The sequence below is a fragment of the Porphyrobacter sp. GA68 genome, from assembly GCF_022605525.1.
Taxonomy (GTDB): Bacteria; Pseudomonadota; Alphaproteobacteria; order Sphingomonadales; family Sphingomonadaceae; genus Qipengyuania_B.
On sequence record NZ_JAKQYJ010000001.1, the window covers coordinates 1,272,524 to 1,284,457 of the forward strand.

The window sequence follows — 11,934 nt, forward strand, 5'->3', positions numbered from 1 at the left end:
CCGCGGTCAAGCTGTGTTCAGAGGAACTTTTGCGAATGAGTATAAACATCGGTCCTGCCCCGTCGGATGAACTTCGCCCGAAGATAATGGTGGTCGGCGTCGGCGGCGCAGGTGGCAACGCGGTGGCAAACATGCTGGCCGCGGGCATCGAAGGGGTCGAGTTCATCGTCGCCAACACCGATGCCCAGGCGCTGAGCAATTCGGCGGCGGAGCACCGGATCCAGCTGGGCCCCAACATTACGGGTGGCCTGGGCGCGGGAGCGCGGCCGGAAGTGGGTAAGGCTGCGGCCGAAGAAACGTCGCTGGACATCGAAGAAGCTCTGGACAGCGTCAACATGGTATTCATCGCCGCCGGCATGGGCGGTGGCACCGGAACGGGTGCGGCACCCGTGATCGCGGAAGCGGCGCGGCGCAAGGGCGTGCTGACGGTCGGGGTAGTGACCAAGCCGTTCCAGTTCGAAGGCACTCGCCGGATGCGCGCGGCTGAAGCCGGCATTGCCGAACTGCAGAAGCATGTCGACACGCTTATCGTTATTCCCAACCAGAACCTGTTCCTGGTCGCCAAGCCGGAAACGACCTTCAAGGAAGCGTTCCAGCTCGCCGACGAAGTGCTGCAGCAGGGTGTCCGCTCCATCACCGACCTCATGGTGATGCCCGGTCTCATCAACCTCGACTTCGCTGACGTTCGGTCGGTGATGCAGGAGATGGGCAAGGCGATGATGGGCACCGGCGAAGGCGAGGGTGAGAACCGCGCCCTTGAGGCGGCTGAGAAGGCGATCGCCAACCCGCTGCTCGACGGCGTGTCGATGGCGGGTGCGAAGGGCGTGATCATCTCCATCATCGGCGGCGAGGACATGAAGCTGCTGGAGGTGGACGAGGCGGCGAACCATATTCGCGACCTGGTGGACGAAGATGCGAACATCATCTGGGGTTCGGCCTTCAACCCCGACCTTGAGGGCAAGATCCGGGTGTCCGTTGTCGCAACGGGCATCGACAACGAAGCGCAGGTCGCTGCGGCAGAAGCCAAGCCGTTCGTTCTTGCCGATGCGCGGGCACCGCGCAGGCCTGCACTGGATTTCGGCCAGCCGCAGGAAACGCCGACACCCGTTCGCGAACCGCTCGACCTTGGCAACGTGTTCAGCGAACAGCCGGCCGGCGACAAGGCCGGACTGGTAACCGCGAAATACGCGACCGGTCTTGACGAGGACGAGGAAGAGTTCGACGACGTCGACGGGATTGTCGACCCGCTTGCCGGGCTGCGCCAGGACGATGATGACGATTTTGGCTCCGCAAGCCAGAATGCCGACCAGTTCGAGGAGCCTCTCGACCTCGCCGGCATGGCGGCCGATCCGGAAGACTCGCGCGGCGCCAGCGTGCAGCCGATCAGCCCGCTGCAGACGAAGCCGCAAGGCCGCAGGCGGCTTGTGCCAGGAGAGATTTATGGCGGCGCCCGCGAAGGTGCCGATCGCGCTCCGGCAGGAGCGGCTGGAACTGCCAGCGCCGGTTCGACCCTGTTCGAACGGATGGCCAACCTGTCGCGAGGGGCGCAGGTGGAGGATGACGACGAAGACGACCGGGACGACGACGGCCCGGCGCTCAACATTCCCCGCTTTCTGGGTCGGCAGAACAATCAGTAAGACCGGCGGCTAAGCTGGGGTTCAAGTGTTCGGCGTTACCCGCGTGGTCATGTGGACAGGAACTTTGCGGTCGGGCCTGACGCTGAGCCTGGCTTTGGCGGGCGTGACGGTCGCCCTGCCGGCGCAGGCGCAGCAGGCGATAGTGCAGCCCCTGCCGCCGCCGGAGATGAACGACCTGCGCGTGGCGCTCACCCGGCTGGCAGCCGAGCCCAGAAACGTGGCGGCTCTGATCGACGCAGGCAATGCGGCGCTGGCGCTCGACGATGTGGATGCGGCAATCGGCTTCTTCGGTCGGGCCGCCGAACTTGATCCCGGCAACCCCAGGGTCAAGCTCGGACTGGCCGGCGCCTATGTGGCGACGCGCCGACCGATCGAGGCGCTGAGGCTGTTCCAGGAGGCGGAGCAGGGTGGCGCCGATACGAGCCAGTTTGCTGCGAAGCGCGGACTGGCTTTCGATCTGGTCGGCGACAATGCCTCAGCGCAGCAGCAGTACCGGCTGGCCCTGTCGCGCAAGGACGATCCGCGGGTACGCGAACAGTTGGCGATCAGCCAGGCAGTGTCAGGTGACCGGAACGGGTTCGAGGCCACCCTTCGCCCGATGCTGGAGGCTCAGGACCTCAGTGCGTTCCGGACCCGCGCATTCGGGCTGGCCATTCTCAAGCGCGAACGGGAGGCGGTGGAGCTGGCCGGCCAGGTCATGCCACCGCAGCTCGCGCAGTCGTTTGTTCCGTATCTGCGGCAATTGCCGCAGCTGAGCGCGGTGGAGCAGATCGCAGCCGTGCATCTTGGTATTTTCCCGGCATCCGGGCAGCAGCGCCGCGCGGCAACTGCAGCCCCAGCCCCGGCCTCGGCCTCGGCCACGCGCACCAGCACGCCGGTTGCCCAGCGGCTCGCCCCGGCGGGAGCCCCGATGGGTGGTCCTGCTACACTTGTTCAGGCCACGGCAGCTCCGGCGCAGTCACGGCGAGCGGAACAGGTGCCGATACCTGCCAGCGAGCCGGCAACCGTGCGGCAACCGGTGGTGCAACCCCTGCCGCCCGAGCGGCCACGCCCTGATCTGTCGGCCGTGTTCGCTGGGCTGGCCCCGGCCACCACCGCCACACCCGCCCCTGGCGCCGTGGATGTCGTCAGACTGGAAGCGAGGCGCGATGTCAGACCGGTAGCGGTGGCTTCAGCGCCTGCTGCCATCGCGCCTGCCCCCGCGGCCAAGTCCTCTGCGCCCGCAGTCAAGCCCGCCGCTCCCGCGGCCAAGCCGCCTGCGCGCGCGGCCAAGCCTGCTCAACCGGCACACCCGGCGCGGATTTGGGTGCAGCTTGCCGCCGGCGCGAACCGGGACGCGCTGTCCTTCGACTGGCGCCGGCTGTCGCGGCAAGGGGGCAAGGTTCTGAGCGGCAAGGAACCCCATGTGACACAGTGGGGCCGAACGAACCGTCTGCTCGCCGGACCCTATGCGACCACGCGAGAAGCCGACGCGGCGGTGAAGGCGTTGCAGGAGGCCGGCCTCGACTCCTTCCGCTATCAGAGCCCCGAAGGGCAGGAGATCACCCCTCTAAAGTAGCTGGCGGCGAGCCGGTTTTTGCACATGCTTTGCACAGGGCAGGGCAGTTCTCCCCAGTTGTGGTAAACGCCGCCATTGCTCCAACCACGCGACCCGCTGCATTCCGGGCGCCGATGGATCAGGTTATCTCACAGTGAGCGCGGCGGCCGCAATCGACCTCTTCGAGGAGGGTGCAAGTGCGCTGCTTGTGTTTCGCGCCTTGTTCGAAGCGCGTGGATGGACATGTCGCGCGGCTTCTTTGGAAGAAGTCGTCGGAGACGTCGCGGCCAGCTGGGGCACGTACCAGCTGCGTTTCGTGCGCCGCCGCGACGATCGCGTCATGCAGGCAATCTGCCGGCCGGACATCACGGTGACCGATTGCAAGGTGGGCGTGGTCAGCCGGTTAATTGCTCTCGTCAACGAACAGATCTGGCTGGGGCACTTCGATCTGTGGTCGCGCGGCAACGTGCTTGTTTTCCGGCATGCGATCGTCTTGGGCGACGAGGGAGAAATCAGCCTGTCGCAAGCGCAGCTGCTGGCTGAAACCGCCATCGAGGAATGCGATCGCTTCTATCCGGCCTTTCAGTTCGCGCTATGGGGCGACCGGACCCCGGAAGACGCGCTGGCGGCGGCCATGGTCGACGCGATCGGCGAAGCCTGACGTGACGGCGACCGCCACCGGCAATTCCATGTTGATCGTGGGTTACGGCACCATGGCAGCGGCAATGGTCCACGGCTGGCTTAGCGCGGGGCTGCCGGCTTGCGAACTGACCATCTACAATCCCCGGACCAAGCCGGTCCCGGACGGAGTTGGGTTCACGACCATGCTGCCGGACCGGCCCTTCAAATGCGTTCTTCTCGCATTCAAACCGCAGATGATGGCGCAGGTGGCCCCCACCCTTGCCGGTGTGCTCGACAGCGGTTCCGTCATGATCTCCGTGCTCGCCGGGGTGGAACTGGCCCGGCTGCGCCAAAGCCTGCCGGGTGCCGGGGCGCACGTCCGGTTCATGCCCAATCTGGCCGCCGCCATCGGCAAGTCGGCCAATGTGCTGATCGGCACGGGGTTGTCAGCGGCTCAGCGCGAGGACATCAACCGCCTGGCGCTCATGCTGGGAACAGCTGAATGGCTGGATCGGGAAGACCTCTTCAACATCGCCACCGCGCTGGCCGGATCGGGGCCGGGCTTTGTTTACCGGTTCATCGACGCACTTGCGCGAGGGGCGGCGCATCTCGGGCTTGCCGATGATCAGGCCGAGCGGATGGCGGTGCAGATGATGCGCGGGGCGGCGGAACTGGCCGCAGGTTCGGACCTGTCTCCTGGCGCGTTGGCCGCGCGGGTGGCGAGCAAGGGCGGGATGACGCAGGCCGGACTGGATGTGCTCGACCGCGACAACGCCCTTGATGCGCTGATCGCTGCGACCCTGCGTGCCACGGCGGACCGGGGAGCGGCGCTGAATGAGCCGGCGGGATAATGGCTGACCGCGGGGCGGTGGCGAGTTGCCGGCGCCGTTCGCGGAAGCAACGACAGACCGCCTTGGCCGGGCAAGGGGTACTCGTCCGGTTTTGCTTGAAAAAGGCGGTCTTTGCCCCGATATTCTACTGCAACACCGGTGCGCGCGTGCGCGCCGCCCAGAGGAGAGAATTGGCAATGGCTAACTGGAACGACCCCCGGCAAGTACGGACGGGTTACGGAGCGTCGTCCACCGTCCCGCGCACTGGTGGCGCGGTTACTTTCGACGCGGGGCTGCGCTCCTACATGCTGTCGATCTACAATTACATGACCAGCGGCGTCCTGCTGACCGGCATCGTCGCGCTGCTGACGGCGCAGTCGGGGCTGGCGGTAACATTCGCATCCGGTCCGCTGATGTGGATCGTCGCCCTGTCGCCGCTCGCCATCGTGTTTGCCATGAGCTTCGGCATGCAGAAGTTCAGCAAGACGACCTTGCAGGCGATGTACTGGGCGTTTGCGGTGCTGATGGGTCTCAGCCTGTCCACGCTGTTTCTCGTTTATACCGGTGCATCGATCGCCACCACCTTCTTTGCCACGGCCGGCGCCTTTGCCGGGCTTAGCCTGTACGGCTACACCACAAAGAAGGATCTGTCCGCGTGGGGCACGTTCCTGATCATGGGCGTAGTTGGTCTGATCATCGCCATGGTGATAAACATCTTCGTGCAATCGAGCGGTCTTGCGCTGGCGATCAGCTTCCTCGGCGTGCTGATTTTCGCTGGCCTCACGGCGTATGACACGCAGAAGCTGAAGAACATGTACGACCAGGTGCGCGGCACGGAATTCATGGGCAAGGTCGTGATCATGGGGGCGTTGAACCTGTACCTCGACTTCATCAACATGTTCCTCTTCCTCCTGCGCTTCATGGGTTCGGCTCGCGAGTAAGCAGCCCGATCCCGTTGATAACGAGAGGCCCGGCCATCCCTGCGATGTGCCGGGCCTTTTGTTTGCCGGCCGCTTCCAAGGTATTTGCACGGCTGGTCGAAATGCCCCTTCTTCAGCTTGTTTAAGCTGCTAGGATACAATCATAAGCTGAGGTTCGGGTGCCTCGTTGCACCCGCTTGATTCTGGAAGGTTGGTCGCAACAATGATTTCGCGTCGGAACTATTTTCAAATCGGCGGATCGCGGGTGAAGGCTGCCGGGGTTTCGCTGGGTGTGCTGGCGCTGGCTGCATGTGCGCAAACCCCACCCCCGCCGCCCATGCCGGTTGCGCCGCCCGTCTACATCCAGGCTCCGCCGCGACCTTATCTGCCTGCTGGCGCGACGCGGTTCATGGCTATCCCACCGAAAACAGCGGGCGGGTTGCGGCAAACGGTGAACACCTCGATTTCCAGTGCGCAGGTGACATGGAACATGCGCGCGGCCCTGAACGTGGCGGCGCTGAACTGCCTACAGCCCGAGCATCAGGCAATCCTTGCCAATTATCAGACCTTCCTCACGAAATTCGCACGCCCGCTCGCCAGTGCGAACCGCACCATGTCGCGCGAGTTCTCCGCCCGGTACGGCCGTGAAGGTCGCGCGGTAGAGGACGCCTACCTGACCAAGTTGTACAACTACTTCGCCATGCCCCAAGTGCAGGACGAGTTTTGCGACGCCGCTCTCGCGCTCAGCAACGAGGCCGTTGCGGTCGAGGTGGCCGAACTGGACAGCTTCACGGCACAGTCGCTGCCCAGGATGGAGCAGGTATTCGAACGGTTCTTCTCGGCTTATGACCAGTACCGCGAAAATCTTGTTCGCTGGGAACTGACCTACGGGCCATATGCCGGGCTGGACCCTTATGCGCTGCAGCGTGCGATTGCGGCGACTCCTCCGCCTGCGCCGCAGCCGCAGCCTTTGCCTACGTCGGGGCCGATCCTGCGCTAATATCACACGCGCGATTTCCTCTTCCGTCGGCAGGAGCGGACGGCTAAGAGGCGCGCCTGCCCGCCGATGGACAGGCAGATGAACTGGAACGGGGCCGTAGCTCAGATGGGAGAGCGCGTCGTTCGCAATGACGAGGTCAGGGGTTCGATCCCCCTCGGCTCCACCAGTTCCAGCCGCGGACACAGCGGCAGCAACTCCGGCTGCTGGTGGCCTTTTAGCCCCTCTGATCACCGCCTGCTGGCGCTTCGTCGACCGAAGGCCTATGTGCCTCCCCATGCATTTCCTGGATCAGGCGAAAATCTATCTGAAGTCCGGCGCGGGCGGGCCCGGCGCGGTTAGCTTCCGGCGCGAGAAGTATGTGGAATATGGCGGTCCGGACGGCGGCAACGGCGGGCGGGGCGGCGACATCGTGTTCGAGGCCGTCGCGGGTCTGAACACACTCATCGACTTTCGCTATACCCAGCACTTCAAGGCATCGCGCGGCGGTCACGGCATGGGCCAGAACCGGACCGGGGCCAGCGCCAAGCCGCTTGTTATTAAGGTGCCTGTTGGAACGCAGATCCTGTCGGAGGACCGCGAGGAGGTGCTGGCCGACTTCACCGAGGTGGGCCAGCGGGAAGTCTTCCTGGAAGGCGGCATGGGCGGGCGAGGCAATGCCAGCTACAAGACGTCCACAAACCGTGCACCCCGCCAGCATCAGCCGGGCATTCCGGGCGAGGAGATGTGGGTCTGGCTGCGGCTGAAGCTGCTTGCCGATGTCGGGCTTGTCGGCCTGCCGAATGCCGGCAAGTCCACCTTCATCAACCAGGTGTCCAATGCCGGAGCAAAGGTGGGGGATTACGCCTTCACCACGCTTGTGCCGAAGCTGGGCGTGGTGCGGCACCGCGCGCGCGAGTTCGTCCTGGCGGACATTCCCGGTTTGATCGAAGGGGCCGCAGACGGTGCCGGGATTGGCGATCGTTTCCTGGGCCACATCGAACGCTGCCGGGTTCTCATTCACCTCATCGACATTGCCGGAGAGGATCCCGTGCGCGCCATGCACATCGTGGAAGAGGAACTGGCGGCTTATGGCGGCGGGCTAGAGGATAAGCCGCGCCTCGTCGTGCTGAACAAGGTCGACCTGTCCGACGCAGCTCTGGACGCCGATTTCGTTGTGGCATTGCAGGCAGCAGGCGCCGACGCGGTGTACCCCGTGTCCGGCGCGACAGGACAGGGAATGAACGCACTCCTCGATGCGGTGCTGGGGTATCTTCCGGCGCGCACCGGCACCGAAAGGCACGGTGCGCCCGACGAAGAACAATCGCCCGCGAATGAATGGTCGCCCTTGTGACCGGACCGGCGCTGACCACGCTGGCAGTGACAGGAGGCACTGGCTTTGTCGGGCGGATGGTTCTGGACCGGGCCGCTGCAAGCCAGTGGCAGGTGCGCGCGCTCACGCGGCGCGAGCCGCCCGCGCTGCCCGCGGTAGAATGGGTGCGGGGCGATCTGGAGAGCCCCGCGGCGCTGATGCAACTGGTCTCAGGGGCAAGTGTGCTCATCCACATTGCCGGGCTGACCAAGGCCACCAAGCCGGCAGCTTTCCATGCCGCCAATGTGCTGGGAACACAGGCCGTGCTGGAGGCGGCGAGGGCAGGCGGAATACGGCATTTCGTGTTTGTGTCGTCGCTCGCCGCGCGCAAGCCGGAACTGTCCGCCTATGGCCGGTCGAAGGCTGATGGGGAGCAGCTGGTGCGCGCCAGCGGGGTGCCGTTCACCATCGTTCGCCCGCCTGCCGTGTTCGGCCCGCGCGATACGGACATGCTGGAACTGTTTCGCCTTGGCCGCCGCGGTATCGTACCGCTGCCGCCACCGGGCAAGGCGTCCCTGATCGACGTGCGAGATCTGGCGGATCTGCTGTTGGCGCTGGCGCAAGGTTCCGGAGAGGGTGCGCTTTACGAACCCGATGACGGAGCCGATGACGGTTACACCCATCGGCAACTTGCCGGCATGATTGCTGCCGCGGTAGGCCGGGATGCGGTTTTCGCCCCGCACCTGCCCGGCCGCCTGCTGCAGATCGCGGCCGGGGCCGACACGCTGATCCGGCGAAGCCATGCCCGGCTGACCACGGACCGCGCGGCGTATATGACGCACCCGGACTGGGTCGTTGATCCCGCCCGCCGCCCGCCCGCGGCCCTGTGGCAGCCGCGCTTTCCCGCGGCGGTGGGGTTGGCGCAAACGGCACAATGGTACCGGGCCGAAGGATGGCTTTGACCCGGGACTAGGCCTCGCCGTGCTTGCCGCTGCCATGCAGCCGCTGGGCGACAGATGCGATCAGCTGTTCCAGCTCTTCGCTTGAGCGGATGTTGATGTCACGCTGCGGGAAGGGGATTTCGATCCCGTGCTCCTGAAACAGCCACCACAGGTTTTTCAGCACAGCGGACCGTACGTTGCCGATGCCTTCCTCCGGGTCGCTGATCCAGCACTGGATCACGAAGTCGACCGAATTGTCGCCGTAACCGTTCATCCATACCGTCGGCGGCGGCGTCTTGAGAATGCGCTCCACCTTGCTGGCTGCCTCCAGCATCAATTTCTCGGCGATCTTCAGGTCCGCCTTGTAGCTGACCCCGACCGGCACCTGCATGCGCACATTGCGCGAGGAATAGGACCAGTTTTCCACCTGATTGATCATCAGGTTTTCGTTGGGGATCAGGTATTCGCGCTGATCTCGGGTGGTAATGGATACGGCCCGGATACCGATCTTGCGAATTTGCCCAAATGTCTCGTTGCCTGTCGTGTCGGCCACCGCGATGACGTCGCCGGGCTTTATCGACTTGTCCATCAGCAAGATGATGCCCGCAATGAGATTGCCGAACGTCTTTTGCAAACCGAACCCGATCGCGAGGCCAAATGCCCCGGAAAAAACGGCCAGGGCGGTCAGGTTGATGCCGAGCAGTTCAATGCCGATGAAGAAGGCGGCGCCCCATACCATTATCGCGACCAGCTTTTCCGCCAGCAGCTCCTGCGCGTTGTCGAGGCGGGTCATGCGCCGCAGCAGCTTCTGGCCAACCCGCACCAGGATGGTTGCGGCAAGGAACACAGCGACGATGATGATCAGGACGATGATGGCGTCCCACAGGGAAATAGTCGTGCTGCCAAAGGATACGGCCCAGCTGTCCAGCCGGTCCACGATGCTGCCAACCGTCTGGCTTCGCGCGGAAACTGCCTCGCGGATTCCGTCGGAGGCGGCGACGGCTTCCTCCGGGGCGCGCTCGGCCAGGTTCCAGGCCTGCTGCTGAAGGGGCTGTGCCTCAGCGGTGGCGATGTCCGCCGAGGGGGGAATAGGCGCGCTCATCCCTGAGCCACTGCGGCAAAGCCGCGCTCCAGATCGGCGATCAGGTCTGCCGCGTCCTCAAGGCCGATCGACAGGCGCACCACCATCGGGTCGCCGGACCATGGCATCAAGCTACGATGTTTCGCCGGATCGACGGGCAGTGCAAGGCTTTCGAAGCCGCCCCAGCTGTAGCCGATGCCGAACAGCTCGAGACTATCGATGAACCGGCACCGCGCCGCGTCATCCTCGCCTGCCAATGTGAAGGAAAACAGGCCGCAGCCACCTGTGAAATCGCGCTGCCACAGGCGATGCCCCGGCGAGCCGGGGAGCATCGGGCAGAGGACGCGGGCCACCTCTGGCCGTTGCTCCAGCCAGCGCGCGACAGCCAGCGCCGTAGCCGCGCTCCGCTCCAGTCTCAGGGCCATGGTCCGCAAACCACGCAGGGCAAGCGCGGCATCGTCGGGAGAGATAATCTGCCCCAGCTCCTGCGCGGTCATACGCAGGGCGCGATAGTGACTTTCGCCTGCGGTGGCGGCGCCCATCATCAGGTCTGAGTGGCCGCCGACATGCTTGGTGAGCGCCTGCACGCAGATGTCGCAGCCATGTTGCAGCGCGCGAAAGCCAAGCGAAGACGCCCAGGTATTGTCCAGCACGCTCGCCGCGCCCTTTTTGCGGGCGATCCGGGCAAGGGCCGGAATGTCGCACACCTCCATTGTCAGGCTGCCGGGACTTTCCAGGAGCACCGCTTTGGTGCGGTCGCAGAACGCCGCTTCGAAAGCGGGGAGATCGAGCGGGTCGAAGAACCGGGCTTCCACGCCAAACCGGCGGAGAAGGCCATTGGCCATAGACCGCGTCGGGTCGTATGCATTGTCGGTTACCAGCAGCACATCGCCGGGTCGCAGCACCGCGAGCAGCGCACCAGCCAGCGCGGCGACCCCGCTTGGGTACAGCACGGTTCCCGCAGCGCCGGGTTCCAGCGCGGTGATGGCATCGCTCAGGGCCCACTGTGTCGGCGCACCGCGGCGGCCGTAAAAGAACTCGCCGTCGCGGTTATGGGCCAGCCGTTCACGCAGCGAAGCGCAGTCCGGGTAAAGATGCGTGCTGGTCCGCCAGACGGGCGGGTTGACCGCAGCGCCCGTCCACTCCTTGCGGCGCCCCGCGGTTACGACGCGAGTGCCAACGCCGGCGTCGCCGCCACGACCTGCCGCCATCTACGCCGCCCCGCTGGCCTTGGGGGTGGAAGGATCGTTGCCCCATTCAAGCCAGCTGCCATCGTACAGCGCAAGTTGCCGGGCGCCGGCCATCCGGGCGGCGAACAGCAGGACGCAGGCGGTGACGCCGCTGTTGCAGCTGGTGGTGATGGGCCGGTCAGCATCGACGCCCGCCGCTTGCAGTTCCGCGCGAACTGCATCGGGGGATCTGAACCTGCCGTCATCGTCCAGCATACGGGTGAAGGGCACATTGAACGCGCCGGGGATGTGTCCTGCCGATCCGCTGCCCTCTTCGCCGCGGAACCGTGCTTCGTCACGGGCATCGACCACCTGCTCCGCTCCGCTGTGAAGATTGGCGCGAACCTGATCCTTGTCCCGCAGGTTCACCCCTGTGCCGGAAAGGTCGCCTTCGCTCAGGCTCGAGCGCTCCCATTGCGGCGTGCCGCTGTCGAGCGGCAAGTCCGACGAGCGCCATGCGCGCAAACCACCGTCAAGGATGGCGACGTCCTGCCACCCGTACAGCTTGAAGATGAACCAGGCCCGCGCGCTGGAACGCAAGGCACTGTCGTCATACAGCACCACCCGATCTGCGGCAGAAACGCCCAGCAGTGCGAGCCGCTCTGCGAACTGCGCGCGTGTCGGGACGGCATTCGGTGCAGAGCCATTGGGGTCGTTCAAGGTCGGGAGATCCAGGAACCGCGCTCCCCGAATGTGGGCCGCGGCGTATTCGGCGCGCGCATCGCGCCCCGTCGCGGGGAGATGAAGGCTGGAGTCAAGAACGATCAGCCGATCGTCGTCAAGGCGGTCGGAAAGCTCCTGCGCTGAAATCAACTCTCTCATCGCAGCAGAACTAGCTGGCGTTGCGTCC

The 11,934-nt window shown here is 65.2% G+C and carries 11 protein-coding genes and 1 tRNA gene; 9 read left to right on the plus strand and 3 right to left on the minus strand.

Annotated features, from left to right (window positions below; genetic code table 11):
* Positions 1 to 35 precede the first annotated feature (35 nt).
* The 9 genes from ftsZ (at position 36) to LHJ54_RS06395 (ending at position 8,795) form a co-directional block, all read left to right on the plus strand.
* Complete coding sequence (gene ftsZ / locus LHJ54_RS06355) at positions 36 to 1,637, plus strand: cell division protein FtsZ (protein ID WP_228243069.1); 1,602 nt, start codon at positions 36 to 38, stop codon at positions 1,635 to 1,637.
* A gap of 25 nt (positions 1,638 to 1,662) precedes the next feature.
* Complete coding sequence (locus LHJ54_RS06360; RefSeq protein ID WP_228243070.1) at positions 1,663 to 3,195, plus strand: SPOR domain-containing protein; 1,533 nt, start codon at positions 1,663 to 1,665, stop codon at positions 3,193 to 3,195.
* A gap of 133 nt (positions 3,196 to 3,328) precedes the next feature.
* On the plus strand, positions 3,329 to 3,835 hold the full coding sequence (locus LHJ54_RS06365; RefSeq protein ID WP_228243071.1) for a YbjN domain-containing protein: 507 nt from the start codon (positions 3,329 to 3,331) through the stop codon (positions 3,833 to 3,835).
* Position 3,836: 1 nt separating this feature from the next.
* Positions 3,837 to 4,646, plus strand: a complete 810-nt coding sequence (locus tag LHJ54_RS06370) for a pyrroline-5-carboxylate reductase (RefSeq protein WP_228243072.1) — start codon at positions 3,837 to 3,839, stop codon at positions 4,644 to 4,646.
* A 176-nt stretch (positions 4,647 to 4,822) separates the two neighbouring features.
* Complete coding sequence (locus LHJ54_RS06375; RefSeq protein WP_228243073.1) at positions 4,823 to 5,566, plus strand: Bax inhibitor-1/YccA family protein; 744 nt, start codon at positions 4,823 to 4,825, stop codon at positions 5,564 to 5,566.
* 202 nt (positions 5,567 to 5,768) lie between these two features.
* A complete protein-coding gene (locus tag LHJ54_RS06380; RefSeq protein WP_228243074.1) occupies positions 5,769 to 6,545 on the plus strand; it encodes a hypothetical protein in 777 nt (258 codons plus the stop codon).
* Positions 6,546 to 6,635: 90 nt separating this feature from the next.
* A tRNA-Ala gene (locus tag LHJ54_RS06385) sits at positions 6,636 to 6,711 on the plus strand.
* A 108-nt stretch (positions 6,712 to 6,819) separates the two neighbouring features.
* On the plus strand, positions 6,820 to 7,875 hold the full coding sequence (obgE, locus tag LHJ54_RS06390) for a GTPase ObgE (protein WP_228243075.1): 1,056 nt from the start codon (positions 6,820 to 6,822) through the stop codon (positions 7,873 to 7,875).
* Entirely contained in the window at positions 7,860 to 8,795 is a 936-nt protein-coding gene (locus LHJ54_RS06395; RefSeq protein WP_228243076.1) for an NAD(P)-dependent oxidoreductase, read from the plus strand. Before obgE ends, LHJ54_RS06395 begins: the two co-directional genes overlap by 16 nt.
* Before the next feature lie 7 nt (positions 8,796 to 8,802).
* Here the strand turns inward: LHJ54_RS06395 and LHJ54_RS06400 are convergent, their stop codons facing one another.
* Genes LHJ54_RS06400 through LHJ54_RS06410 form a run of 3 tightly spaced genes read right to left on the minus strand, consistent with a single transcriptional unit; the run spans position 8,803 to position 11,906 of the window.
* On the minus strand, positions 8,803 to 9,876 hold the full coding sequence (locus LHJ54_RS06400; protein ID WP_228243077.1) for a mechanosensitive ion channel family protein: 1,074 nt from the start codon (positions 9,874 to 9,876) through the stop codon (positions 8,803 to 8,805).
* Complete coding sequence (metC, locus tag LHJ54_RS06405; RefSeq protein WP_228243078.1) at positions 9,873 to 11,066, minus strand: cystathionine beta-lyase; 1,194 nt, start codon at positions 11,064 to 11,066, stop codon at positions 9,873 to 9,875. The genes LHJ54_RS06400 and metC overlap by 4 nt, the downstream gene beginning before the upstream one ends.
* Positions 11,067 to 11,906, minus strand: coding sequence for a sulfurtransferase (locus LHJ54_RS06410; protein WP_228243079.1), 840 nt, complete (start codon positions 11,904 to 11,906; stop codon positions 11,067 to 11,069). It lies immediately after the preceding gene.
* Positions 11,907 to 11,934 lie beyond the last annotated feature (28 nt).

Excerpts from the sequence above, each read along its gene's own strand:
- ftsZ (WP_228243069.1), top strand. The coding sequence starts at position 36 with ATGAGTATAAACATCGGTCCTGCCCCGTCGGATGAACTTCGCCCGAAG.
- LHJ54_RS06375 (WP_228243073.1), top strand. The coding sequence starts at position 4,823 with ATGGCTAACTGGAACGACCCCCGGCAAGTACGGACGGGTTACGGAGCG.
- LHJ54_RS06380 (WP_228243074.1), top strand. The coding sequence starts at position 5,769 with ATGATTTCGCGTCGGAACTATTTTCAAATCGGCGGATCGCGGGTGAAG.
- obgE (WP_228243075.1), top strand. The coding sequence starts at position 6,820 with ATGCATTTCCTGGATCAGGCGAAAATCTATCTGAAGTCCGGCGCGGGC.
- LHJ54_RS06395 (WP_228243076.1), top strand. The coding sequence starts at position 7,860 with ATGGTCGCCCTTGTGACCGGACCGGCGCTGACCACGCTGGCAGTGACA.
- LHJ54_RS06400 (WP_228243077.1), bottom strand. The coding sequence starts at position 9,876 with ATGAGCGCGCCTATTCCCCCCTCGGCGGACATCGCCACCGCTGAGGCA.
- metC (WP_228243078.1), bottom strand. The coding sequence starts at position 11,066 with ATGGCGGCAGGTCGTGGCGGCGACGCCGGCGTTGGCACTCGCGTCGTA.
- LHJ54_RS06410 (WP_228243079.1), bottom strand. The coding sequence starts at position 11,906 with ATGAGAGAGTTGATTTCAGCGCAGGAGCTTTCCGACCGCCTTGACGAC.